Annotated in this window: 25 protein-coding genes; 9 read left to right on the top strand and 16 right to left on the bottom strand. The window is 69.1% G+C overall.

Annotated elements, in window-relative coordinates; translation table 11 throughout:
• Positions 1-49: 49 nt before the first annotated feature.
• Entirely contained in the window at positions 50-1,063 is a 1,014-nt protein-coding gene (locus LJ657_RS00125; protein WP_232646011.1) for a glycoside hydrolase family 6 protein, read from the bottom strand.
• A gap of 595 nt (positions 1,064-1,658) precedes the next feature.
• Between LJ657_RS00125 and LJ657_RS00120 the strand changes: the two genes are divergently transcribed.
• Positions 1,659-2,114 carry an ANTAR domain-containing response regulator gene (locus tag LJ657_RS00120; protein WP_232646010.1) on the top strand — a complete coding sequence of 152 codons (456 nt, stop codon included), beginning with the start codon at positions 1,659-1,661 and terminating at the stop codon, positions 2,112-2,114.
• Positions 2,115-2,339: 225 nt separating this feature from the next.
• Here the strand turns inward: LJ657_RS00120 and LJ657_RS00115 are convergent, their stop codons facing one another.
• From LJ657_RS00115 to LJ657_RS00095, 5 genes are all read right to left on the bottom strand, one after another.
• Positions 2,340-3,005, bottom strand: coding sequence for a class F sortase (locus LJ657_RS00115; protein WP_232646009.1), 666 nt, complete (start codon positions 3,003-3,005; stop codon positions 2,340-2,342).
• 4 nt (positions 3,006-3,009) lie between these two features.
• A complete protein-coding gene (locus LJ657_RS00110; RefSeq protein ID WP_232646008.1) occupies positions 3,010-3,588 on the bottom strand; it encodes a hypothetical protein in 579 nt (192 codons plus the stop codon).
• Between the two features lie 92 nt (positions 3,589-3,680).
• Complete coding sequence (locus LJ657_RS00105) at positions 3,681-4,460, bottom strand: HAD-IIA family hydrolase (RefSeq protein WP_232646007.1); 780 nt, start codon at positions 4,458-4,460, stop codon at positions 3,681-3,683.
• An 86-nt stretch (positions 4,461-4,546) separates the two neighbouring features.
• Entirely contained in the window at positions 4,547-5,296 is a 750-nt protein-coding gene (locus LJ657_RS00100) for a hypothetical protein (RefSeq protein ID WP_232646766.1), read from the bottom strand.
• A gap of 247 nt (positions 5,297-5,543) precedes the next feature.
• Positions 5,544-6,728, bottom strand: coding sequence for an ROK family transcriptional regulator (locus LJ657_RS00095; RefSeq protein WP_232646006.1), 1,185 nt, complete (start codon positions 6,726-6,728; stop codon positions 5,544-5,546).
• On the opposite strand from LJ657_RS00095, the gene LJ657_RS00090 reads away from it, so the two are divergent.
• Together LJ657_RS00090 and LJ657_RS00085 are read left to right on the top strand one after the other, a co-directional pair.
• On the top strand, positions 6,727-7,818 hold the full coding sequence (locus LJ657_RS00090) for a Gfo/Idh/MocA family protein (RefSeq protein WP_232646005.1): 1,092 nt from the start codon (positions 6,727-6,729) through the stop codon (positions 7,816-7,818). The genes LJ657_RS00095 and LJ657_RS00090 overlap by 2 nt on opposite strands.
• A complete protein-coding gene (locus LJ657_RS00085; protein ID WP_099929141.1) occupies positions 7,815-8,321 on the top strand; it encodes a heme-degrading domain-containing protein in 507 nt (168 codons plus the stop codon). The genes LJ657_RS00090 and LJ657_RS00085 overlap by 4 nt, the downstream gene beginning before the upstream one ends.
• Before the next feature lie 106 nt (positions 8,322-8,427).
• Here the strand turns inward: LJ657_RS00085 and LJ657_RS00080 are convergent, their stop codons facing one another.
• The 4 genes from LJ657_RS00080 to LJ657_RS00065 all read right to left on the bottom strand — a co-directional run bounded on the left by LJ657_RS00080 (position 8,428) and on the right by LJ657_RS00065 (position 11,146).
• Positions 8,428-9,285 carry a fumarylacetoacetate hydrolase family protein gene (locus tag LJ657_RS00080; protein ID WP_232646004.1) on the bottom strand — a complete coding sequence of 286 codons (858 nt, stop codon included), beginning with the start codon at positions 9,283-9,285 and terminating at the stop codon, positions 8,428-8,430.
• A gap of 128 nt (positions 9,286-9,413) precedes the next feature.
• Positions 9,414-10,136, bottom strand: a complete 723-nt coding sequence (locus tag LJ657_RS00075; protein ID WP_232646003.1) for a YidC/Oxa1 family membrane protein insertase — start codon at positions 10,134-10,136, stop codon at positions 9,414-9,416.
• A gap of 88 nt (positions 10,137-10,224) precedes the next feature.
• Complete coding sequence (locus tag LJ657_RS00070) at positions 10,225-10,551, bottom strand: DUF6412 domain-containing protein (RefSeq protein WP_232646002.1); 327 nt, start codon at positions 10,549-10,551, stop codon at positions 10,225-10,227.
• A 55-nt stretch (positions 10,552-10,606) separates the two neighbouring features.
• The gene (locus tag LJ657_RS00065) at positions 10,607-11,146 is read right to left on the bottom strand and encodes a winged helix-turn-helix transcriptional regulator (protein WP_232646001.1); all 540 of its coding nucleotides are present in this window, start codon (positions 11,144-11,146) and stop codon (positions 10,607-10,609) included.
• Between the two features lie 161 nt (positions 11,147-11,307).
• On the opposite strand from LJ657_RS00065, the gene LJ657_RS00060 reads away from it, so the two are divergent.
• Positions 11,308-12,708, top strand: a complete 1,401-nt coding sequence (locus LJ657_RS00060; protein ID WP_372487780.1) for an MFS transporter — start codon at positions 11,308-11,310, stop codon at positions 12,706-12,708.
• A gap of 104 nt (positions 12,709-12,812) precedes the next feature.
• Here the strand turns inward: LJ657_RS00060 and LJ657_RS00055 are convergent, their stop codons facing one another.
• A complete protein-coding gene (locus LJ657_RS00055) occupies positions 12,813-13,598 on the bottom strand; it encodes a class E sortase (protein ID WP_232646000.1) in 786 nt (261 codons plus the stop codon).
• Between the two features lie 227 nt (positions 13,599-13,825).
• Between LJ657_RS00055 and LJ657_RS00050 the strand changes: the two genes are divergently transcribed.
• The gene (locus LJ657_RS00050; protein WP_232645999.1) at positions 13,826-15,298 is read left to right on the top strand and encodes a glycoside hydrolase; all 1,473 of its coding nucleotides are present in this window, start codon (positions 13,826-13,828) and stop codon (positions 15,296-15,298) included.
• A gap of 47 nt (positions 15,299-15,345) precedes the next feature.
• Positions 15,346-16,491, top strand: a complete 1,146-nt coding sequence (locus tag LJ657_RS00045) for an MFS transporter (RefSeq protein ID WP_232645998.1) — start codon at positions 15,346-15,348, stop codon at positions 16,489-16,491.
• Positions 16,492-16,554: 63 nt separating this feature from the next.
• Here LJ657_RS00045 and LJ657_RS00040 read toward each other — a convergent pair whose 3' ends face one another.
• The 4 genes from LJ657_RS00040 to LJ657_RS00025 all read right to left on the bottom strand — a co-directional run bounded on the left by LJ657_RS00040 (position 16,555) and on the right by LJ657_RS00025 (position 19,235).
• Positions 16,555-17,013, bottom strand: coding sequence for a hypothetical protein (locus LJ657_RS00040; protein WP_232645997.1), 459 nt, complete (start codon positions 17,011-17,013; stop codon positions 16,555-16,557).
• Positions 17,014-17,110: 97 nt separating this feature from the next.
• On the bottom strand, positions 17,111-17,533 hold the full coding sequence (locus tag LJ657_RS00035; RefSeq protein WP_232645996.1) for a DUF6188 family protein: 423 nt from the start codon (positions 17,531-17,533) through the stop codon (positions 17,111-17,113).
• Entirely contained in the window at positions 17,521-18,942 is a 1,422-nt protein-coding gene (locus LJ657_RS00030; RefSeq protein WP_232645995.1) for a WXG100-like domain-containing protein, read from the bottom strand. Before LJ657_RS00030 ends, LJ657_RS00035 begins: the two co-directional genes overlap by 13 nt.
• The gene (locus tag LJ657_RS00025; protein ID WP_232645994.1) at positions 18,939-19,235 is read right to left on the bottom strand and encodes a WXG100 family type VII secretion target; all 297 of its coding nucleotides are present in this window, start codon (positions 19,233-19,235) and stop codon (positions 18,939-18,941) included. Before LJ657_RS00025 ends, LJ657_RS00030 begins: the two co-directional genes overlap by 4 nt.
• Positions 19,236-19,554: 319 nt before the next feature.
• Here LJ657_RS00025 and LJ657_RS00020 point away from each other — a divergent pair, with 319 nt between their 5' ends.
• The 3 genes from LJ657_RS00020 to LJ657_RS00010 all read left to right on the top strand — a co-directional run bounded on the left by LJ657_RS00020 (position 19,555) and on the right by LJ657_RS00010 (position 24,239).
• Entirely contained in the window at positions 19,555-20,565 is a 1,011-nt protein-coding gene (locus tag LJ657_RS00020; protein WP_232645993.1) for an SEC-C domain-containing protein, read from the top strand.
• A 78-nt stretch (positions 20,566-20,643) separates the two neighbouring features.
• The gene (locus tag LJ657_RS00015) at positions 20,644-20,919 is read left to right on the top strand and encodes a hypothetical protein (RefSeq protein ID WP_232645992.1); all 276 of its coding nucleotides are present in this window, start codon (positions 20,644-20,646) and stop codon (positions 20,917-20,919) included.
• A 179-nt stretch (positions 20,920-21,098) separates the two neighbouring features.
• Positions 21,099-24,239, top strand: coding sequence for a DEAD/DEAH box helicase (locus LJ657_RS00010; RefSeq protein ID WP_308116994.1), 3,141 nt, complete (start codon positions 21,099-21,101; stop codon positions 24,237-24,239).
• A gap of 5 nt (positions 24,240-24,244) precedes the next feature.
• Here the strand turns inward: LJ657_RS00010 and LJ657_RS00005 are convergent, their stop codons facing one another.
• Complete coding sequence (locus LJ657_RS00005; protein WP_232645991.1) at positions 24,245-24,409, bottom strand: hypothetical protein; 165 nt, start codon at positions 24,407-24,409, stop codon at positions 24,245-24,247.
• Positions 24,410-24,536 lie beyond the last annotated feature (127 nt).

Below are 24,536 nucleotides of genomic sequence, written 5' to 3'. Positions count from 1 at the left end.
TTGGTTGGGTGCGGGAGCACTGTGGCTTGTCGCGCAGTTCCCCGCGCCCCTAACTACCTGACCCCGCCGCCAGGCTCAAAGCGTAGGTCGGCCACCATTCGCCTGCCTTTGGGCCGCCCTTGCAGGTGCCGTCCGACTCGCCCGGGCGTTTGACCCACAGGTATGCGTCCACCAGGGGATCCGCCGTTTTCGTCGTCGGAGTCTCGCCCAGTTTTCGGCCGGGCGGGTTGCACCAGTTCTCGTCCGGCCTGCCTTCCGTGTAGGGGCCGTTGCCGTTGCGGCTGGTGTCGATGACGAAGTGTTTGTTGTCCACCTTCGCGGAGAGCTGCTTGCCGTACGCGATGGAGTCGTCGGTGGAGTAGAAGTTGGAGACGTTGACCGAGAAGCCGTCGGCCTGGGCCACGCCCGCGCGCTGGAGGGGCTGGAAGATCTGGTCGGGGTGGCCCCAGCCGGCGTTGCCCGCGTCGAGGTAGACCTTGGTGTTCTTCAGGGACTTGAGCTTGGTGACGGCGTAGTTGAGGAGGCTGTAGCGCTCCTCCTGGAACTGGGCCTGGGTGCAGCCGTCCACCAGGTGCAGTACGGCGTCCGGTTCGAGGATCACCATCGTCGCGCGGTCCCCGATACCCGTGGCCACGCCGTCGATCCAGGCGCGGTAGGCGTTGCCGTCGGCCGCACCGCCCTGGGAGTACTGGCCACAGTCGCGATGCGGGATGTTGTAGAGGACCAGGAGGGCCGTGCGGCCGGCCTTGTCGGCGGCCTCGGTGAAGCCCTGGGCCTCCTGCTCGGGGTTCTCCGGGCCGATCCACTCGCCGGTGGGCTGCTCGGCGATCTTGCGGATCCGCTCGGCGTCGGAGTCCTGGCCGGACTTGGCGTAGGCGGCCACCTGACGTGCCGCGTTGCCGTCCGGGTTGACCCAGAACGGGTCGCTGTCCTTGGGCTGTTGGGTGATCCTCGCGCCGGCGTTCTTGTCGTCGCCGCCTCCGGAGGAGCATCCCGCGACCAGCAGCGCCGCCCCCAGCGCCGCCGCGGAAGCCCTCATTCCGGCCCCCCTCATGCCGTACATCCAACTCCCCCTTGGGTGCACTGGTCGGAGTCTCAATCCTGACATACGGCCCGCCTCGCCACGAGGTCGCCCGAACCTTGTCGGCGAGCTGTTACAGCACCACGGCTGGGGTGGGCGCGCGCTTCAACAAAGGAGGGCGGCAGGGGGGAAGCGGGGTGCGCGGTCATGTACGACACCACGCGGGAACTCCGGCCGGCGACGGTGCTGGTGGAGGTGGTGGAGGTGGTGGAGGTGGTGGACACCCTCGCCGAGAGCTTCGAGGCCACGGACCATCTGCGACGAGTGGCCGGCCACTGTGTGGAGCTGCCGGCCGCGCGGGCGGCCGGGATCATGCTCATCGACGGCGGCCATGCGGTGTCGCTGAGCGGCAGCAGCCGACAGGAGGCGCTGGCGCTCGACCCGCTCGCGGCCCGCACGGCGGCGGTCCCTGCCTGGAGAGCCATGACTCCCGGAGGCCGGTCCCGCCGGTCTCCATCCGGGCGGCCCACGCGGACGTCCGCCGGCCCGACTTCACCGAACGGGCCCTCGGGCACGGCATCGCGGGGACCTCGCGGTCCCGCTGCGCCGGGGCGGAACACCGCTCCGTGCTCTCAACGTGTTCCTGCCGGCCCCGCCCGACGGCTCCTCCCCTGACGGCTCCGCGGCGGGCGGTCAGTCGGGGCTGCCGGTGGCGCAGCTCCTCGCCGGCGCCGCCGCCGTGGGGCTGCGGAACCACCGCGCGTACACGCGGTACCGCACGCTGACCGACCAGTTGCGGGAGGCGCTCTCCAGCCGGATCCGTATCGAGCAGGCGAAGGGGATGCTCGCCGAGCGGTGGAACATCGACGCCGATCAGGCGTTCGCGGCCCTGAGGCAGTACGCACGCCGGCGCCGACTGCCGCTGAACCGGGTCGCGCAGGCGGCGATCGAGCGGGTGGCGGACGACGACGAGCTGCGCGGGGAAGCGCCGGACCGGTCCGACGGGCCCTCCTGGACCCCTCAATGGACTTCGGTCACCAGCGGTTGTGACGGAGAGCCACCGCAACGGAACCTGCCGTCCTTCGGACTCTAGGCTCTGGCGCTCATCCGTTCTAGAGTCTTCTCAGATCCAGAGTCTTCTCAGACGGCCCCAGCCCCCGGCCGGTCCTTGCCGCTGTGGCCTCCTGAACCTCCCGCGCCTGTCGCCGGGTTACTCCCGCAGCCCGTGCGCGCGCGGTTGAGGACCAGCCCGGTCGGCGGCTTCGGGGGGAGCAGGCCGTCGGCCGGGCCAGGTGCGGGCGGGCCCCGGTGAGGGGGTTCAGCGACCGGTCCCCGTGAGATACGCCGAGACGATCACGTTCGCCGTGTAGCTGCCGCTGCCCCGGTCGAAGGTGCCCCCGCAGGTGATCAGCCGCAGCTCGGCGCGCCCCGGCCGGTGCCGGCCGTAGGCCTGCCGGGCGTCGAAGTGGTCGCGGTCCTGGACCTGGACGTCGTCGACGGTGAACTCGGCGACCCTGCGGTCGTCGCGGACGACGCGGACGGTCTGGCCGGGCCGTACGGTGCTCAGCTTGTAGAAGACGGCGGGGCGGTTCTCGGTGTCGAGGTGTCCCACCATCAGCGCGGCCCCGGCGGCGCCCGGTCTGGCCCCGGCCGCGTACCAGCCCACGACGCCCGGCCGGTCGAACGGCGGCGGGTCGATCGCCCCCTGCCGGTCCAGGCCGCGGGGCACCACGGGCGCTTCGACGCCCAGGGCGGGAATGTCGATGCGCTGCGGCAGTGCGTCCCCCAACGGGCGGGCCGCGGGCGGGAGTTCCGCATCCGGCAGCCGCCCGGCCGCGGCCATGTCACCGGTGACGGTCACCGGTATGCCCTGCCGGACGTCGGTCACCTGCCGCGCCCACAGCCACAGGCCGAGCAGCAGCACCACCCAGGTCAGGCCCATCAGGAGGCGCCCGGGGCCGGAGGAGCGCTCGTCGTCGGACATGGGTTCAGTCCGTTCCACGGCTCCGGCGCGCGCTCAGGACCGCGACGGCGGCCGCGGCGGCGCCCACGAGCACCAGCCCGGTGACCGCCTGCCCCGTTCCGGGCCCGGCCTCGCGGACATCCACGGTGGCGAAGTGCGCGGTACCACCGCCGCCCGCGTGGACGGGAGCGACGGGGGACGCGGGAACGTGCGAGACCGGCTGCGACTGGGACTGCCGCCCCGATTGGGACGTCGGCGGCGACTGGGACTGGGATACGACGGTGATCTTGCTCGTGATCATGGAGCCCGCGCAGGCGACCTTCACGTCGTAGGAGCCGGGCTCGGCCGAGGCGCGGACCCGGGTGCCCCCTGCGAGGCCGCCGTCGGCGGTCGCGAGTCGTACGTCCGCGACGAACGCCCTGGACGCGGCGCTCGCCGTCTTCGCGGAGCAGCCGGTCACCCGGAGCGTGACGTCCGCGCCGGGGGCGGGGGACGAGGGGCTCACCGAGATGCCTGCTCCGCCCTCGCCGGCCGCGTACACCGGTGGGGTGAGGGCGCAGACCGCCAGGACCCCCGTACAGAGAGTGAGACGTAGTGAACCCATCGTGAAACCTCCAGATATCTGGAGACTCCCCCTCGGACCCGGGCGCCGCATCCTCAGCGGGGCCACATTGCTCCGAACGGGTCACACGGGTTTCAGATCCGGTCGACGAGATCCGCGATCGAGTCGACGACCTTGGACGGCCGGTACGGGAAGTCCTCGACCTGCTCGGGCCTGGTCAGCCCCGTGAGCACCAGGAACGTCTGCATTCCGGCCTCCATGCCGGCCAGTACGTCGGTGTCCATGCGGTCGCCGATCATGGCGCTGGTCTCGGAGTGCGCCCCGATGGCGTTGAGACCGGTCCGCATCATGAGCGGGTTGGGCTTGCCCGCGAAGTACGGCTTCTTGCCCGTCGCCTTGGTGATGAGTGCGGCGACCGCGCCGGTGGCGGGCAGCGGGCCCTCGGTGGAGGGGCCGGTCTCGTCGGGGTTGGTGCAGATGAAGCGGGCGCCGCCGTTGATCAGCCGTACGGCCTTGGTCATGGCCTCGAAGGAGTACGTGCGGGTCTCGCCGAGAACGACGTAGTCCGGCTCGTGGTCGGTGAGGATGTAGCCGATGTCGTGCAGCGCGGTGGTGAGCCCCGCCTCGCCGATGACGTAGGCCGAGCCGCTCGGCCGCTGGTCGTCCAGGAACTGGGCGGTGGCCAGCGCCGAGGTCCAGATGGACTCGACCGGCACGTCCAGGCCCATGCGGCGCAGCCGGGCGTGCAGGTCGCGCGGGGTGTAGATCGAGTTGTTGGTGAGGACCAGGAAGGGCTTGCCGGACTCGCGCAGCTTCTTGAGGAAGTCGTCGGCGCCGGGGATCGGTACGCCCTCGTGGATGAGCACACCGTCCATGTCGGTGAGCCACGACTCGATGGGCCTGCGGTCTGCCATGTGCGGGATCTCCTGCCGTACGCATGTACGCGGTGCTGCGTGCGCCCCCAGAGTAGACACTGGCCGGATCTTGGGGAATGGGCGTCTCAGCGGCGCCTGCGCTGCCTTCGGGCGAGCAGCAGCGCGCCGCCGGTGACGAGGACCGCGGCGGCGGCGAGGGCCGCGCCCGGAGTACCGAGTCCGGTGCGGGCGAGTTCGTCGGCGAAGGGGAGGCGGGGGGCTCGGCTGGGCGGGGTGGTGCCGGTTCCCGTGCCGGTGGGGCCCGGGGTGGGGCTCGCGTCGTTGTGGATGCGGAAGACGTAGTCGTTGGACTGCCCGACCCAGTCGCCGTCGTCGCCCCGCCGCTGGACGACGGCGGCGTCGGCGGTGACCTCGTTGGGTGCGGCTTCCGAGGTGAGCGTGAGGCGGACCTTCACGGTGACGGTCTTTCGCGGGCCTACGGTGAAGCCGGGGAAACCGTCGTCGAAGGCGCCGACCAGCTCGTCCTCGTCGGTGGTCTCGAAGTGGACGGGGTGCGGTTGCGGGCGGGTGCCGTCGTAGAACTCCAGTCGGGGCTGCGCGGGCGTCAGCGCGTGCCGGCTGTCGACGAGCACGACGACCGGGTGGATGTCCGCGCAGGTCCGGGTGGTGGTGTTGGTGAGGTCCAGGTACCAGACGCCGTATCCGCCGCCCGCCTCATAGGAGTCGGGGCCACCGTGGATACGGGTGGTGAGGGGGAAGCGGCGGTCGTCGGGGGCGGCGCAGGCCCCGAGGCCGGGGGCCGCGTGCGCCGGGGGCGCCGCGGGGAGCAGGGCGGCTGCCGCCAGGCAGAGGGAGACGGGCGTGCAGGGTCGCATGGACACGTGACCCTGCCGGATGCCGGCGGCCGGGCAGTGGTGCCGCTCCGTACGGCGCGTCAAGTCCGCTCGTTCAGCGCACACGCGTGTCTCGCCCCCTCTGCCCCTTCCCTTCGCGTCCCGTCCCTGGGGCTGCGCCCCCAGACCCCCGCTTTCGGCCTGGACGGCCTCGTCCTCGAACGCCGGACGGGCTGAAGACCCGAACGCCGGACAGGCTCAAGGCTCGAACGCCGGTCGGGCTGAAAACTCAGGCGCGGGACGGGCTGAAGAGTCGTGCCAGTACCAGCTGTGCCGCGCCCTCGGCCACCCCGCCGGAGGCGAGCCGAACCGGTACCGGGTCCTCGCCCAGGCGCTCGGCACGTTCGGTGAGGACGGTGCGTACCCCTCGCAGGAAGGTGTCCGGGGCGGCCGTGATCGTGCGGCCGCCGAGGAGTACGAGGTCGATGTCGAGCAGGGCGACGAGGTTGCCGGCCGCGGTGCCGAGCACGTGCGCCGCCTCGTCGAGCGCGCCGTGTGCCACCGCCGCCAGGCACAGCGCCTCGACACAGCCGCGGCCGCCGCAGCCGCACGGCGGTCCGTCCAGTTGGACCACCTGGTGCCCGAACTCCCCGGCCCCCGTACGGGCGCCCCGGTGCACGGCGCCGCCGATGACCAGCCCGGCGCCGAGCCCCGTAGCGAGATGCAGATAGGCGAAGGACCCGCTCTCGCCGCTGACGGCGAGTCCCAGCGCGGCGGCGTTGGTGTCCTTGTCGACGACGACCGGCCCCCCGAGCCGCCGCGCGAGCGCGTCCCGCAGGGGGAAGCCGTCCCATTCGGGAAACCCCGTCACGCGGTGCAGGACTCCACGGTTGTGGTCCAGCGGACCGGGGAGTGCGATACCGACGCCGAGGACGGAACCGGCGCCCGAGGCCCCCACCATCAGCGCGCCCGCCTCCTCCGCCACCGCGTCGACGACGGCCTCGGCCCCCGCCCCCAGGTCCAGCGAGGTGCGCCGCTCCCCCACCACGGTCCCCGTGAGGTCGACCATGACCGCCCGCAGTTCGTCGCGGTCCAGGTGCAGCCCGACGGCGTGGCCCGCCTCGGGCACCAGCCGCAGCACCGTGGGGGGCTTACCTCCCGTCGAGGCCCTGCGGCCCGCCTCCGTCGCGAGCCCCTCGTCCCGCAGCCGGGCGGTGATCTTGCTGACGGCCTGCGGGGTCAGCCCGGTGCGCTCGGCGAGTTCCAGCCGGCTGATGCCCTCCGCCCCGGCCGTGCGCAGGAGATCGAGCACGAGCGCCGTGTTGTGGCTGCGCAGCACCGGCAGATTGACGCCGGCGGCCCCGGTCAGCCCCGTGCGCCCGGTCCCCGCTTCCGCCCCTGCGTTCGTCCTGTCCACGCCTCCATTCTCCCTCACGCTTGCACTTTGGCAACAGCGTTGTGAAAGTGGAGGCATGACTCGTACCCCTCTGCGCGTGGGCCTCGTCGGCTACGGCCTCGCGGGCTCCGTCTTCCACGCCCCGCTGATCACCGCGACCGAGGGCCTCGTCCTCGACACGGTGGTCACCTCCAACCCGGAGCGGCAGCGACAGGCCCGCGCCGAGTTCCCGGACGTACGGATCGCGACCACCCCCGACGAGCTCTTCGACCGCGCCGCCGAGCTGGACCTGATCGTCATCGCGTCCCCGAACAGGACGCATGTCCCGCTGGCGACCACCGCCCTGAAGGCCGGCCTCCCGGTGGTCGTCGACAAGCCCGTCGCGGGCACGGCGGCCGAGGCACGCGAGCTGGCCGCCCTCGCCGAGGACCGCGGCCTCCTCCTCTCCGTCTACCACAACCGCCGCTGGGACAACGACTTCCTGACCCTGCGCAAGCTGCTGGCCGAGGGCGAGTTGGGCGAGGTGTGGCGCTTCGAGTCCCGCTTCGAGCGCTGGCGTCCACAGCCGAAGGGCGGCTGGCGCGAGTCCGGCGACCCCGCAGAGATCGGAGGTCTGCTCTACGACCTCGGCAGCCATGTCGTCGACCAGGCCCTGGTCCTCTTCGGCCCGGCGGCACAGGTCTACGCCGAGTCGGACATCCGCCGCCCGGGTGCCGAGACGGACGACGACACGTTCATCGCCCTCACCCACGCCAACGGCGTGCGCTCCCATCTGTACGTCTCCGCGACGGCCGCCCAACTCGGCCCGCGTTTCCGGGTGCTGGGCTCGCGGGCGGGTTACGTCAAGTACGGCCTCGATCCCCAGGAGGCGGCGCTGCGGGAGGGCGAGCGCCCGGGCACGACCCCCGACTGGGGCACGGAGCCCGAGTCCCTGTGGGGCCGCATCGGCTCTGGGGGTCCCCCCACTGGGGGAGAATCCCCGGCGACCGGAGAAGGCCGCCCCGAACCCACCCTTCCCGGCGACTATCCGGCCTACTATGCGGCCGTGACCAGGGCCCTCAACGACGACGGTCCCAACCCGGTGACCGCTCTCGACGCGGCCGCCGCCCTCGACGTACTCGAGGCGGCCCGCCGTTCGGCCCGCGACGGAGTGGCGGTGGCGCTGTGACCCACAACCAGGAGATCACCCCGAAGTTCCACCCTGAACTCACCCCTCCCCTGGAGGAACTGGAGGCGCAGGAACGGCACCTGGTCTTCAGCCAGTTCACCCACGAGGACGCCTGGGCGCTGGGTTCCCTGCTCGTGGAGATGGCCCGCGAGCGCCAGGCCCCGGTCGCGATCGACATCCACCGCGCGGGCCAGCAGCTCTTCCATGCGGCCCTGCCCGGCTCAACCCCGGACAACGACGCCTGGATCGCCCGCAAGCGCCGCGTGGTCGAGCGCTTCGGCTCCGCCTCCTACCTGGTCGGCGCCCGCTTCCGCGCCAAGGGCAGCACCTTCGAGGACTCGTCCCGCCTGGACCCGGACGAGTACGCGGCCCACGGAGGCTCCTTCCCGATCAACGTCCTGGGCGTAGGCGTGATCGGCGCGGTCACGGTCTCGGGCCTTCCCCAACTGGCGGACCACCGTTTCGTGGTGGAGGCCCTGGAGGAGTTCCTGCACAAGGGGTGACCCTTTCAGGGGTGCGGGGAACTGCGCATCTTTCAGGGGCGCGGGGAACTGCGCGAGCGACCACGATGCACCCGCGGTCGCCCACAAAGCGCAGTCCCCCACCCCTCTAGGCGTCCTTGAACTCCTGCCGCTGCCGACCGAGCCCCGAAATCTCGAGCTCCACCACGTCCCCGCCCCGCAGATACGGCTTCGGCTCAGCCGCACCCATGGCAACCCCCGCCGGCGTCCCCGTGTTAATGACATCCCCGGGGTACAAGGTCATGAACTGGCTGACATACCGCACGACTTCCCCCACGGGAAAGATCTGCTCAGCGGTCGTCCCGTCCTGCTTCAACTCCCCGTTGACCCACAGCTTCAGAGACAGATCCTGCGGATCACCCACCTCGTCCGCCGTCACCAGCCACGGCCCCAGCGGATTGAACGTCTCGCAGTTCTTCCCCTTGTCCCAGGTCCCGCCCCGCTCGATCTGGAACTCCCGCTCGGACACGTCGTGCGCGACCGCGTATCCGGCGACGTACGCCAGCGGATCCTCGTCGTCCGACAGATACCGTGCCGTGCGCCCGATGACGACGGCGAGCTCGACCTCCCAGTCCGTCTTCACCGACCGGCGAGGGACCAGCACCGTGTCGTAGGGCCCCACCACCGTGTCCGCGGCCTTGAAGAAGATCACCGGCTCGGCGGGCGGCTGGGCCCCGGTCTCGCGGGCGTGGTCGTGGTAGTTCAGCCCGATGCACACGATCTTGCCGATCCGCCCCACCGGCGGCCCTGCCCGCAGACCGGTGGCGTCCAGCGCGGGCAGCTCGCCGGCGTCGGCGGCGGCGCGGATCCGGCCGAGCGCCTCGTCGTCGGCGAGTACCGTCCCGTCGATGTCGGTCACGACACCGGACAGGTCCCGCAGAACCCCCTCGGCGTCGAGCAGCGCAGGCGTCTCCGCACCCGCCGTACCGACTCGCAGCAGCTTCATGGTCTCAATCTCCCTCGATCGCGGGGCGCCCGACCGATGGGTGCAGCCATCGGAGGACTGGTCGATCCTCCAAGGTCAGGGTCCAGTCCGCAATACCCGGTTCACGGACTGGACCGTAACCGGCGGGCCTACTGATAGAGCGCGGCCCGCTCCACAGCGCTCCAGGCCGTACTGGTCACCACATACAGCGCGGCGGCCAACGGCACCACCGCCACGGTGAAGAGCGTGAAGAAGGACATGAACGGCATGACCTTGCTGACGGCACCGACCCCCGGCACCGACTGGCCCTCCTGCACGGCGAGGGGATTGCCGGCGACCATCATCCGCTTCGTCCGCCGATAGTTGAACGCGGCAACAACAGCGACCACGGCAAACAGCCCGACATAGACCACCCCCGCACCGCCGAACACCCCACCGCCGCCGAGCGCATCCGCCCACCGCCCGCCCAGCGGAGCGCCGAGCAACTGATGGGTGAGCAGTTCGTTCGCCCGCCCGCCGATGCTCGTGCTGGAGAACAGGTGGTACAGCAGGAAGAACGCCGGCAACTGCAGCAGGGACGGCAGACACCCGGACACCGGCGAGACCTTCTCCTCGGCATGCAGCTCCAGCACCGCCTTCTGGAGCTTCTCGGGTTCCTTCTTGTGCTGCTTCCGCAGCTCGGCGATCTTCGGCTGCAACGCGGTCCGGGCCTTCTGCCCGCGCGCGGCGGCCCGGGACAGGGGATGTACGAGGAGTCGTACGAGAGCGGTGAACAGGACGATGGCGGCGGCCGCCGCCGAGGCGCCGAACAGCGGCTGGAGCAGGTCGGCGAAGTGTCCGACCAGGTCGGCGAACACAGAGAAGACGGACATGGGTGAGCCCTCCGGGGGTCTCGTCGTGCCGGTACCGGGACATGGCGGCATGACGACCCGCGCGGGGTCACTGACGTGGTGGTGAGCCCTACGCGGCGGTCGCCGGAAGGGCTGATCCGGGCGCCCGGGGCCGGGTCCGCCCCTTGGCGTCGGGGTCGCGCTGCGGCAGGAACGCCGTACGGCGGGCACGGTCGCGGATGGCCGTACGCACCCGCGTGGGTGGCACGGCGGGCGCGCTGCGCGCGGTGAGCAGGGCGCAGGCGGCGAGTGCCGAGCCGGCCGCGGCGGTCGCGGCGAGCGCGACGGTGGCGGTGAGGCTGCCGGTGTCGAGCAGCGCGACCTGGACGACGAGGAGCGGCAGCAGGAGCAGTACGGCGGCAGGACGCAACGGCATCGCCATCCGGCTACGGATCATGACGCCCCCCCTCGTCCGCGTACGCACTGCTACTCGTTCATTCGTCCTGCCACGGTTATACCCGACCGGGCTGGACGGGCAGCTCCAGGGGCTGCAACAGCCTCCTCGGCACGAGCAGCGCCCGGCTGACCGGATCCGCCGGGTCCGGATCGAGCCCGGGTCCCGGCTCCATGAGGACGTCCTCGACGGGTACGACGGTTGCACACGCGGGGCATTCGCCGTACGGCCCGAGTTCGGTGCCGCAGTCGGCGTGCCGGAAGTAGCGCAGCTGGATCTCGGTGTAGTGCTGCCGGCCCCAGAGGCCGAGGGAGCGGAGGGCCGGCCACAGGGCGATACCGCGTTCCGTGATGACGTACTCGTCCCGCGGCGGCGACTGCTGGTACCGCCGCTTCTCCAGGATCCCCTCCGCCGTGAGCGCCTGGAGGCGGGCGGCGAGGACCGCGCGCGGGATGCCGAGGTGGACGAGGAAGTCGTTGTAGCGGCGCACGCCGTAGAGCGCGTCGCGGATGACGAGCAGCGTCCACCGCTCGCCGATGATCTCCAGCGCGCGGGCGATGGAGCACTCCTGTGTCGCGTAGTCCTTGCCGAGTGCCATGGCGTCCACTGTAACCATTTTCCGCAACCTTGGTTCAGTGACCGAACCTGTGATGTTATTTTCAGGACATGACTGGGTTCAATGAACGAACCATCGATGAAGCAACCAGCAATGAACGAACCGGCAACCGGCGAACCCTCACGGGAGCCGATGCAACCGAGGTGCAGGACCCGGTCGGCGGCGCTCCGCGCACACAGCAGCCGGCTCCCCACCCGGAGGCGCCCCCGCACCCTCGCGCCACCCTCGCCCTGACCAGCGCGGCGACGGCCGTGACCCTGATGACATACACCGCCCCCGTGGTCACGCTCCGGGACACCGCCGTCGCCCTGCACACCCCGCTCTCCGCACAGGCCTGGCTCATCAACGGCACTCCGCTGGGCCTCGCGGCCCTTCTCCTGGTCGCCGGCAGCCTGGCCGACGACTACGGCCGCCGCCGGATCTTCCTGGCCGGCACCCTCGCCCTCGGCATCACCACGGCCCTCGGCGCCCTGGCCTCCTCCACCCTGCAGTTCACACTGGCCCGCACAGCGCAGGGCGCGGCGAGCGCGGCGATCCTGGCGAGCAGTCTGGGCCTGCTGGTCCACGCCTTCCCGACCCCGCGCGGCCGGCTGCACGCGACCGGCGTGTGGGGAGCCTTCGTGAGCGGCGGTATCGCGGCGGGCCCCCTGGTAGCGGGCGCGATGCCCGACTGGCGGGTGGCGTACGGCGTGCTGGGCGCGGCGGCGGTGATCGTGACGGTCCTGGGGACCCGTACGTTGACGGAGTCCCGCTCGCCGAGGGGCGGCCGCCCGGACATCCTGGGCGCACTGACCTTCGGCCTGGCGCTGGTGTCCCTGGTCGCCGCCCTCACCCTCGGCCGGGACGGCTGGCTGCGCCCCGAGGTGGGCCTGCTGTTCCTGGCGGCCGTGCTGCTGGTCGCCGTGTTCGCGCTGGTGGAGCGGCGCACCGCGACCCCGATGATCGACCTGAGCCTGCTGCGCCGCCCCGGCTTCCTCGCCTCGTCCGCGGGAGGCCTGTTCACGGGCCTCGCGGTGATCGGCCTCTTCAGTTTCCTGCCGGTCCTGTTCCAGCAGGCGCTCGGCCTGTCCCCCATGGACACGGCATGGCTGTTCCTGCTCTGGTCCGGTCTGTCCTTCACGGTGGCGCTCCAGGCGAAGCGCCTCGCGGGCCGCGTCCCGCCCCGCCACCAACTGGCCGTCGGCTTCACCCTGCACGCGGCGGGCGTCCTGGCGATGCTGGGCGCGATCGACTCGGGCTCCTGGCCCCGCCTCCTCCCCGGACTGGTCCTGGGCGGCATCGGCAGCGGCCTCCTGAACGCCGCCCTGCCCCTGCTGTCGGTGGAGTCGGTTCCGGCGGCCCGCGCGGCCATGGGCTCGGGCGCCCAGCAGACCTTCCGCTACATCGGGTCGTGCGCCGGCGTGGCCCTGACGATCGCGATCGTCACGTCCACGAAGGGCGGCCTTGGGCACGGCGCGAACATCGCGCTGCTGGTGTCGGCGGGCCTGGCCCTGCTGGCGGCGGTCGCGGTGCTGGTGCTGCGCGAGCGGACGGGCCGGGCGTGACGGGGCCGAGCGTGACGGGCCGAGCGCGACGGGCCGGGCGCGACGGGCCGAGCGTGCCGGGCCGAGCGTGCCGGGCGGGACTCGGCTTGTGGCTCTACGGGGGCTCAACGGGGGCGCATGGAAACGAGCTTGCCCCACACCACCAGCCGGTACCTGGAGGTGTACTCCGGAGTGCAGGTGGTCAGCGTGATGTAGTAGCCCGGCTCGGAATACCCGTACCCCGGCTTCACGATCGAGCGCGGAATCGGCCGTACGACACCGGAGTCCCGAGCCGAGGTCTGCGGCAGCGTCCTGTCGACGGCGTACGTATAGGTCGCGCTCTCCGTCTCGATCTCCACGAGGTCCTTGGCCCGTAGCCGGTTGATGTACCGGAAGGGCTCACCGTGGGTGTTCCGGTGCCCCGCGAGCGCGAAGTTGCCCACCTGGCCCGGCTGCCCGGTGCCGCGGTAGTGGCCGACGTACCCCTTGTTGAGGACGTCCTGCTTGCTGACCCCCTCGGCGACGGGGACGCGCAGCCCCAGGCGGGGGATGGTGAGGACGGCGTAGGCCTGGGACCAGTCGGGGCGGGGCTGCCGGGCGGTGGCGGTCTGTTGGCGGGTTCGGGTGCCGGTGCCGGTGCCGCTGTTCGGCTGGGCGGACGCCGACGGGGCGGCCGTACCGGAGTCGCCGTCCCCCTGGCCGCCGGTCCCCTCACCCCACTCCCGCTCCAGCGCCTCCACCTTCCGCTCGGCGCCGCGCCGGGCCTCCCGGTTGGTCCACCACAGCTGGTGGACGACGAGGAGCAGGAGGACGAGGCCCGCGGTGACGAGGAGTTCGCCGCCGGTCCACAGCGCACGCCGGCGTCGCGCGCGCTGCCGCCGGGTGGTGTGCTGCACGACGGGAACGCGCATCCGTACACCTCCTTCACCGGGCCGCCCGCACGATAAGGGCCGGACGCCGAAGTCACCAGACCCGCACGGCACCGGCCGTTCGACAGCCGTACGACAGGGGCCGTTCGGGACTTCGCACATAGGTTTTAGAAAGGGCTTGCGCAACCCTCGACAACCCCACCCGTCACACCCGATGCTTCCCTCCAGTGACCTGACGGGCCAGGTCACCCGGCGAAGGCGGAGAAGCCATGATCCGACGCAGAACCCTGCTGACCGCAGCGGGCGGCACCCTCCTCGGCAGCGCCCTGGCGACCGGCACCGCACGCGCGGACGCCACCATCGCCGTCAACCCGGGGACGTCGTACGGCACCTGGGAGGGCTGGGGCACCTCGCTGGCCTGGTGGGCCAATGTGTTCGGCGCGCGGGACGACTTCGCCGACATCTTCTTCACCACCAAGTCGACGGCGTACAACGGCACGACGCTCCCCGGCCTGGGCCTGAACATCGCCCGCTACAACCTGGGCGCGTGCAGCTCGAACTCTGTGAGCGGCACGAGCATGGTCGCGTCCCCGAACATCCCGGCGTTCAAGCAGATCGAGGGCTACTGGCAGGACTGGAACAACGAGGACCCGACGTCCTCGGCCTGGAAGTGGACGGCCGACGCCACCCAGCGCGCGATGCTGGTGAAGGCGACCGCGCGCGGGGCGACCACCGAGCTGTTCGCCAACTCCCCCATGTGGTGGATGTGCCTGAACCACAACCCGTCCGGCGCCTCCGACGGCGGCAACAACCTCCAGTCCTGGAACTACCGCCAGCACGCCTCCCACCTCGCGGCGGTGGCCCTCTACGCCAAGAACAACTGGGGCGTGAACTTCGCGACGGTGGAGGCCTTCAACGAGCCGAGCTCCAGCTGGTGGAAGGCGACCGGCACCCAGGAGGGCTGCCACATCGACTCGACGGTCCAGTCCGCCGTACTGCCGTACGTCCGCAGCGAGTTGGACAAGCGTGGCCTGACGGGCACGAAGATCTCGGCCTCGGACGAGACGAGCTACGACCTGGCCCGCACGACGTGGAACTCCTTCTCGTCGACGACGAAGGGCTATGTGAACCGGGTCAACGTCCACGGCTACCAGGGCTCGGGCGGCCGCAGGGACCTGCTCTACACCGACGTCGTGACGACGGCCGGCAAGGCCCTGTGGAACTCGGAGACCGGCGACAACGACGGCACCGGCTACACCCTCGCCTTCAACCTCCTCTACGACTTCCGCTGGCTGCACCCCACCGCCTGGGTCTACTGGCAGGTCATGGACCCGTCCTCGAACTGGGCGATGATCGCGTACGACGCGAGCACGCTGCAGGCGGGCGCCGTCCAGACGAAGTACTACACGATGGCCCAGTTCAGCCGTCACATCCGCCCGGGCATGAAGATCCTCGACACGGGTGTGAGCAACGCGGTCGCGGCCTACGACTCGAGCGCGAAGCGCCTGGTGATCGTGGCGCTGAACACCTCGACGTCGGCCCAGACCTTCACCTTCAACCTCTCCAACTTCTCGACGGTGAGCGGCGGTTCGGGTGGCCTGGTCCCGCGCTGGAACACGGTGACGACGGGCGGGGACCTGTACAAGTCGTACTCGGACACGTTCCTGAGCGGGAAGTCGGTCTCGGTGTCGCTGGCGGGGAAGGCGGTACAGACCTTGCAGATCGACGGGGTGACGATCTGACGTCCTCGCCGTCCTTGTTTCCCACGCCCTCCCCGCCTTCCACGAGGATGCCGGCCGGGCTGGTGGCACTGGCGCTCGGCGGTTTCGGGATCGGCCTGACGGAGTTCGTGATCGCGGGGCTTCTGCCACAGGTGGGCCGGAGCCTCGACGTGTCGGAGGCCGCGGCGGGCTGGCTGATCTCCGGTTACGCCCTGACCGTCGCGGTGGGCGCGATAGCGCTGACAGCCGCGACGGCGGGGCTGCCCCGCAAGCCGGTCCTCACCGGCCTGGTCGTTCTGTTCGTCCTCGGCAACCTCCTCTCAGCCCTCGCCCCGAACTACCCGGTGATGCTGCTCGGCCGCATCGTGGCCGCCCTGTGCCACGGCTCGTTCTTCGGCATCGGCTCCCTCGTCGCCCGCCGTCTGGTCCCACCGGAACGTGCGTCGCGGGCGGTGGCGGTGATGTTCGCGGGCCTGACGGTGGCGAACGTGCTGGGGGTCCCGTTCGGCGCGCTGGTCGGCGAACGCTGGGGCTGGCGCGTGACGTTCTGGGCGATCACGGGGATCGGGGCGGTGGCGGCGATCGCCATCGCGGTGCTGGTGCCGGGGTGGGCGGGGAAGGCGGCCGGGTCCGGGGGCGCCCTGACAGGGCAGCTACGGGCGATGCGCTCCCGCCAGGTCTGGCTGACCCTCACCGCGACCGCCCTGGGCTACGGCGGCATGTTCGGCGCCTTCAGCTACCTCGCCTACACCTTCACCGAGGTCACCGGCTTCTCGACCACGGACGTGGCCTGGCTGCTGGTCGTCTACGGCAGCGGCCTGGTCCTCGGCAACCTGGCGGGCGGCCGCGCCGCGGACCACAACCGCGACCTCACGTTGATCATCTCCCTGGCCGCGCTCGGTGCCACGCTGGCCGTGTTCGGCCTGCTGGCGAGCAGCCCGACAGCCGCCGTGATCCTGGTGTTCCTGACGGGTGTGTTCGGCTTCGCCCAGGTCCCCGGCATGATCACCCGGGTGACGGACCACGCCCAAGGAGTCCCACTGGCGGCGAGCGCGAACGTATCGGCGTCCAATGTCGGGAATGCGTTGGGGGCTTGGCTGGGGGGCTTGGCCATCAGCGCGGGGTTCGGTTATGCGGCTCCGCTGTATGCGGGGGCGGGGATTGTGTTGGCGGGGGTGGGGGTTATGGGGGTGGCTGTGGGAGGGGCGAGGTGACTCGACGTTCACGGCGTTGCGGACACCGACCTCCAGTTCCCGCCTGCATGCTCTCGTGGCGACTCAAGACATCTTCCAACCAGCCCAGATCTCATCCTCTCGACCATGGAGCGTGAGCCAGCGTGCAATCTTGCGTCGGGCGCGGAGTTCTCCGGGCGCAAATGGCTTCAACCAGTACGAGAGGATCACCGGGAATACACCCACCGCGATCGGCACGCTAATAACGACAAAGAACGCGCCTATGCCGCCCAGCGCACTCAGGCCATAGCCAAGCGCTCCAGCGCTACCAGCCATGCGCCGTCCGCGTGTTCGCATCTCGCTCTTGCGGGCACTTTCAGGGCGGGGCTCATGGTCGCCAACATTTTCCTGCCCACGCCGCTTCCGAATCGCCGATCGGGCATTCATGAAGGCGCTCGACACGCTAACCAACACCACCAGAGGAATGATGACCCAAGGAGGAGCGCCCGCCTCGATGATGCCGACAGTTATTCCAATGGCCATGGCAAATATCATGACTGTCATCAGCAACAGAAAGAGTGCGACGAACGTGCGAGCGCCCCAATAAAACAGACCCCGTTTGCGCCAGCAACTGAGGGGTGGTTTCGTCCCGTGGGATTTCTCAGCTTCGCCAAATGGCAAGGCTTCCACCCGGGGTGGAGACAATGCGCGTACCGCGCGGTTCCGTGATCTCCCAAGGCTCATATTCATCAGATGCTGACACCCGGAGAGTCGAGCCATTGTCCAGGCCGATGTTGAGCTCCCCATTCTTTAGTGCACGCACGTAGGCAACAGGCTGACGCAACAGCACAAGGGCTGCGGCCAGTTGCTGCGGGTCCCCTTCGGGGTCGATCGTCAAGCTGCCGTGCTCGGGAGTATCCAGCCTGATACCGTCCTCGATTCGTACCTCGAATGTTGATTCAGGGGATCCGATGAGCAAGGAGACCGCCCAGTCGAAACTCACTCGCGTCACCTCAGAACCCTCCACCGGAAGATCCCAGTAATCAGCGATCTCAATCAATTCCATATCGCTCACTTCGGCCACCAACTCCAAGACGATCCGGTCGGAATGTGGGTGGCAGCCTTTGATCCAGGCTTTCCTGCCGCGTCCACAGGTTGACCATATTCATTATAGGCGCGAATATATCCGTTCGGATACCGGGGTGTCGGGTCCATGACCCTGATCATGTCTGCGTTTCCCTCAGCTCCCGGGCGCTGGAACACAACCCCCTTGCCGTTGTCGGCAACACGCGGTTCCCAGCCCTCGGGTATGGGCTCCGGTGTCTCTTCGGCAGCCTCCGAAAACCGCGCCTGTTCTTCGGGCGTGGGTTCCTCGGAAGGTGGCTCGTCGCCTCCACCGGTCTTTGGCGGTTCACTTCCCCCTCCTCCTCGGCCGCCGACCCCAGCGGGCTCCCGGGCTTCGGTTTCGGCGAGTTCACGTTCAAGGACCTGGCTGACCTCGGTGGTCTCGGCATCGACCGTTTCCAGCTCAGGGGCGCTCTCTGCGGCGGCTTCGAGGTAGACCTCCAGGTCGGCGATCATGTCGGTGCTGATCGCAGTGACAGACGCGTCAAGAGTGACGGCGACATCGCCGAGAATGGCGCCGGCCTCCGCGCCGTCCAGGGCCGCCGCTCCTGCATCCGAGCCACCGCCGGTGAACGGGGTGAGCAGGAGTCCGACCACACTGGTGAGCCCGATGGCTATGCCTGCCTCGGCCAGCTTCGACTCAGTCTTGCTGTGCGCTTCGTCGATGGCGTGGGCGAAGGACTCACAGGCTTTGGCCAGTTCGTCGCAGGCGTGCTTCACCGCGGACAACGGCGCCTTGTCCGCGCGCTGGCCACCCTTCCAGATCTGCCCCCAGAACTCGGCCATGGCATCAACCGAGTCGTCATTGTTGTTGTCGGTGATCGTGCGCACCTGCTGATGCAGATCCTGGCCCAGGTCCTCGATCGCGGTGGCCGCCGCGCGGTAGGCGTCCGCCGCTGCGCGCAGCTTGTCCTGGTGGCCGTTGGGCCAGTACTTCGCGATCGCGCCGGGGACGTCGCTGTCGCCCGGCCCGATCGCCGAGCCTGGCTCGGGGTACGACACGTCAGCGAACACCGGTGGCACCGGATACCGCTCCGGTCCGCCCACCGCCGCCTTGACGTTGGAGTGGTGGTCAGCCTTGAGGTAGTTGTTGGCGGTGGTCACCAAACCCGTCGAGTGTTGGCCGATCGCCCGCCCGGCCGCAGCGAGCGTACGGAAAAGGGCCCTCGCAGCGGGGTCGTACTTCGCGCCGAACTTCTTCCCGTAGTCGTCGTTGCCCGCCATGCCGGCCGCGTTCTGAAGCGCGGTGTTGAGCGTGTCGGCGATGCGATCGAGACGGTCCTGTCCCTTGGCGAACCTCAGCGCCACGCGGTGCAGGTCCTCGGGATACAGACCGATCGGCTTCCCGCCGGATCCGGACGCGCTCATCGGCGCCCCCACATCCTCAGGTTGGCAGCCCTGGCCGCCGAATAGTTGCCGTGTGCGGTGCGCAGGGACTTGTGCAGCGTGCGGACCGTGCGGTGCAGACTGCGCGAGGCCGAAGACCACTGCTGGTAATAGCCGTGGAACGCCTCGTGTGCGTCGCCTTCCCAGCTCTCCGCTATCCGGCTCACGGCCCGGTCCAGCTCCGCGAGATGCTCCTCCAACGCCTTGGCTACGGAGTCGAGCTCCTCGGTGGCCTCAGCCAAGGTCTCGAAGTGGACCTTCAACTCGCCCGGCATGTGTCTCCCCCCGGTGGTCAGCCGAGAAGAGTCTCACAAGCATCCGGTTCCCTTTTGCCCCGTCCATGCCGTTATGGTGTTCCGCTACGTTTGATATTGACCCGATCATTGACCGCCCTTGATCGATCAGTTGCTCCCGTCTTGCAATACCGCAAAGGTTCCTGAGGCGCGAGACTCCTCGGCCGCAGCAAAAGTCGAGAGGTAACACCGACAGGTGAACCCGGTCAGCCCCACGCAGGGGAGACGCCCTGATCCGATCCCCACGCTTTGACCAGCACATACCTCTTCTTAGCCGCTGTTGGGCAGTACGGTTTCCCTCATGCGCCCCGACACGCCTGCCGAGAACGTCGACCACACCGCCGAAGCGGCTCGCCTGGAGCGGACCGCCGGCCTGTATCCCGAGGACGCCGAGGCCCTGCTCATCCAGGCCGCGGCCCACCTCGAACTGTCCGGCGACCGCCCCGCCGCGACCACGCTCTACGACCGCCTGTTGTCGTCCCAGGCGGCCCTGGAGAACCCGTACCTGGTACGCGCCCTCAAGGCCTCCAACCTCTGGGAGTACGGCCACGAGGCCGAGGCCCGAGCGATCATCGACGGCGTCCGGACGGCGTCCCCCCGCGACCCGGCCCCCTGGGTGATCGTGGCGGAGTCCCTGGAGGCCCACGACGAGCTGGAGGCGGCCCAGGAGACGTTCACGGAGGGGGCACGTGTGCTCCTGACCGGCGTGGAGGAGCCGCCGTACTCGACGCATCCGTTGCTGTTCGGCCGCCACCGCGTACGCCGCATGCTGGGCGTCGCCCACGACGAGTGGGACACGGTCGCGGACCTCCTCCACTCATCTCCGGTCTCCTTGGACGAGCTCCACGACCCGAAGCGGGTGTGGTCCCTGGGGTCGGACAACCCGGCGGAACTGGCGGCGGAGATCTCGCGCCTGCGGGCGGAATTGGGGACATATCGGGAGGCTCTGTCCCGCCCCTTCCCGGTGGCGGTCCTGCACTGGCCGGCAGGCGAACTGACGGAGCTGGTGGAGGCGTATCCGGCTCTGGCGGCCGAGTACCCGTCGCATGAGGAGCACCTGGCGACGATAGAGGGGTCCCTGCGGGAACTGGCTGCCTCCGGCACGCCGAACCTGGGGATCGTGACGGGGACGGTGCCGTCGTACGAGGCCTTCGCGGCCTCGGAGATGGCTTCGCCGGGGGAGGCGGAGTTGTTGCCGCAGTACGCGACGACGCTGGCGGCCCGGGGGCGGGCTGTGGAGTGGCCGCCGCAGCGTGGGGCTGGGTGTTGGTGTGGGTCGGGGCGGGGTTATGGGGAGTGCCACGGCGCTTGATCGTTTCTGGGCCGTAGTCGTGAGCTGGTCACGCGTGATTGGCACGCCGAGGGCACCAACACATCACGGGAGGAAGCGATGATCGCGCGAGTAGCCGTATGGGAGCCGATGCCCGACGACGATCGGGACTGGGTGCTGGAAGCAGCAGCTGGCGTTCCTGGAGTCCATGGCGCGTACCACCTCGTCGACCCGGCCACGGGCAACGGACTGTCCATCGCATTCTTCGAAGACGAAACAGCCGCCTCAGCCGCCCGCGAAGCAATCATGGAGCGGGCGAAGGAGATCGGCTGGCACGACGTCCCTCACCCGGGGCCGAGTTCAGAGACGAAGTACCAGGTCATGCGTCGTACGTAGTCGGCTCCGCACTTCCGCCATGACGCATGTACAGAAGAGCTCCCCCACGGCTCAGGCCAGCGCGTCCCATCCCAGAATTGTCTGTCTGAAAGCGATCACTTTTCAGCGGGGGACCTTCGATTGTCAGTGACTGCTGTTAGAACAGATCCATATCGGCACGAGGGATCTAGGGAGCAGTCGTGGCGGAATCGGGGGACTTGACACAGCCTGTCGCGGGTGTCTACGAGAAGCTGGTCACTCAGGACCTGCTGGATCAGATCGAGGGACTGGAAGCCGCTGGCTGGAAGGCCATCGATGCGGAAGTCAGTGCAGAGTCCACACCGCACGTGCTGGCTCGGCATATCGGCGAAGCTGTCGGGCGGCGGCTGGCTCAACTGCCGCACAATAAGCAGGTCGCCGTCGCCAACCAGATCATGGAGTCGCTCGCCGCTAGCGCGCCGGACGCAGAAGACGAGACGCACTCCATCGCGGACGGCCCCCGCCAGCTGCTCGCCCTCGCCGAGCAAGAAGCCCCTGGTGTCTACGCGATCCGTCCGCTGACTCCCCTCTCCGAGACCGCGCTGATCACCAATGCCCCGGACGACCCCAACCTGGGAGCCGAGCTGCGGGCGGAGCTGGCCACGGCCGATCACATCGACCTGCTGTGCGCGTTCGTGAAATGGCACGGGATACGGGTCCTTGAGGAATCACTCCGCGCGGCCAAGAAACGGGACGTCCCGATCCGGATCATCACGACGACATACATCGGTGCCACCGACAGACATGCCTTGGACCGCCTGGTCCGCGAGTTCGGCGCCGAAGTGAAGGTCAACTACGAGATCAGGTCCACGCGTCTACACGCAAAGGCTTGGCTGTTCCGCCGCGATACCGGCTTCAACACGGCGTACGTGGGCAGCTCCAACCTGTCCAAGGCCGCACTCCTCGACGGTCTGGAGTGGAACGTACGGCTGTCATCGGTCGCCACGCCCCGAGTGCTCGACAAGTTCGAGGCGACCTTCGACGCGTACTGGGATGATCCCGCCTTCGAGTCCTACGACCCCGACGAGGACGGCGAGCGCCTCGCCGATGCACTGGCCCGAGCGGGGGGCAAGGGGCTGGGCGACGACCTCAAGATCAACCTCTCCGGCCTCGAAGTGCAGCCTTTCCCGCACCAGCGGGACATGTTGGAGCGTCTCCGGGTCGAGCGCGAGATCCGCGGGCACCACGAAAACCTTTTGGTCGCCGCCACTGGCACAGGCAAGACCGTCATGGCCGCCTTGGACTACCGCGCCATGCGCGACGGGCTCGGTGGAGAACGTCCTCGTCTGCTCTTCGTAGCCCACCGCAAGGAGATCCTGCGGCAGTCCCTACGCACCTACCAAGAGGTGCTCGCCGACGCCTCGTTCGGTGAACTGCTCCACAACGGCCAGGAACCCCGCGATTGGACCCACGTCTTCGCCAGCGTCCAGTCCCTCAATCTCCAGCGGCTGGAACAGCTCGATCCAGGCCACTTCGACGTCATCGTCATCGACGAGTTCCATCACGCCACGGCGAGCACGTACCGCCGCGTACTCCAACACTTCAAGCCGACCGAACTGCTCGGCCTCACCGCGACGCCCGAGAGGATGGACGGGCTGAATGTGCAGGACGAGTTCTTCAGGGGCCGGATCGCCGCCGAAATGCGGCTGTGGGAGGCCCTGGAGGCCGATCTGCTGTGCCCCTTCCACTACTTCGGAATCCCGGACGGTACAGATCTGACCCGGCTGAAGTGGCGATCGGGCAACTACGACAGAGACGAACTCGGCAACGTCTACACGGCCGACGACGGACAGGCTCTCATCGTCCTCAAGCAGGTCAAGGACAAGATCTCCAACCCCGCGGCCATGCGCGCCCTGGGCTTCTGTGTAACCAAGAAGCACGCCCACTTCATGGCGAAGCAATTCAACAAGGTGGGACTCCGGGCCGCGGCTCTCGACAGCGACTCGTCTCCCGCGGAGCGGGATCGGACGCTGGATGACCTCAAGAACGGCAAGATCCAAGTCATCTTCTCCGTCGACCTGTTCAACGAGGGCCTGGACATCCCCGACGTCGATACCCTGCTTCTCCTACGCCCCACGAACAGCGCGACCGTCTTCCTGCAACAGCTGGGCCGTGGTCTGCGCCGTACGCCGAACAAGCCGGTGCTGACAGTGCTGGACTTCATCGGCCAGCACCGGGCGGAGTTCCGGTTCGAGGAGCAGTTCCGGGCACTGACGAACTTGTCCCGCAACCGCCTGGTCGACAGCATCGAACGCGACTTCCCGCAGTTGCCCTCTGGCTGCCAGATCATCCTGGAGGGCAAGTCGAAGGAGCTCGTCCTCGACAACATCCGCACCCAACTCAACGCCACCATCAACACGTTGGCGAAAGAGGTCCGGGACTACAGCACGCCCAAGTTGGACGCCTACCTGCGCGAAAGCAGGCGGGACATCAAGGAGCTCTACAAGAGCGACAACTCCTGGACCAAAGTCCTGCGTAAGGCGGGGGTCATCAAGGAAGCCCCTCTGCCGGGCGAGGAGGACCTCCTCAAGCGCGTCCACGCCTTCCTGCACGTGGACGACCAGGACCGAGCCGACACATACCTCCGCCTCCTAGCGGACGGCGCCCCGGACTACGACTCCCTCTCCCCGACCGAGCAGGCATACGCCCGCATGCTCTTCTTCAACCTGTGGGACAAGGCCGGCGGCTTCACCAGCTACCGAGATGGCCTCGAATCCCTTCGTGTCCAACACCTGCTCCGCGATGAGCTCCAGCAGGTCCTGACATACGTCCTCGATCGAACCGACCACTACCCCATCCCCATGGAGGGCCCGCTCAGCCACCTCCCCCTGAAGATCCACAGTGCTTACAACCGCTCCGAGGTCCTCTCGGCGCTCGGCGTAGCGCGACTCGGCGGGCAAATGCCGGGGGTCTTCTCCCAAGGAGCGGCTTGGGCAGAGGAGATCAAGACTGACGCCCTACTGATCACACTGGAGAAGAACGAAAAGGACTTCTCCCCCAGCGTCCGCTACAAGGACTACGCGATCACCCCCACTCGCTTCCACTGGGAGTCGCAGGGCAACACTCCCGCAAACTCCCGAATCGGGCTGCGCTATCAGCACCACGCCGAGCAGGGCAGCCACGTGCTGCTATTCCTGCGCCGCTACAAGACCAACGCCATCGGCAAGTCCGAGCCGTGGATGTTCCTGGGCCCGGGCACGTACAAAACACACACCGGCAGCAAGCCGATGGCGATCACGTGGGAGCTCGAACATGACCTTCCGGCGGATGTCTGGACGTATTCCGCCATCGCCGCCGGATAGCCAGGTCAGCCGAGAAGTTCTCGGGCGAGCGCGGTGGCGACTTTCCAGGCCATCCGCGCGTAGTCGGTCTCGACTTCGTCGTGCGGAGACAGAAGACGAAGAGGTACCTCGCCCGTCTCCCCCTCGAACTCCTTCGACTCCTGCGCCCAGGCATCGTCGATCTCCTGCACTTCGGGTCATGTCCCCTGTAGTGGTGTAGCCGTGTCGGGTGGATCTTCAGGTGGGTAGATCTTGTCCATGCTGCCTTCGGGGAGGTAGCGGCGGGGGAAAGCGATCCATTCGTCGTGCATCTCGATG

The organism is Streptomyces guryensis (genome assembly GCF_021261325.1).
In the GTDB taxonomy this organism is placed as follows: Bacteria; Actinomycetota; Actinomycetes; order Streptomycetales; family Streptomycetaceae; genus Streptomyces; species Streptomyces guryensis.
The sequence above is the reverse complement of the archived record's forward strand: the minus strand, read 5'-3'. Positions and strand labels throughout refer to the sequence as shown.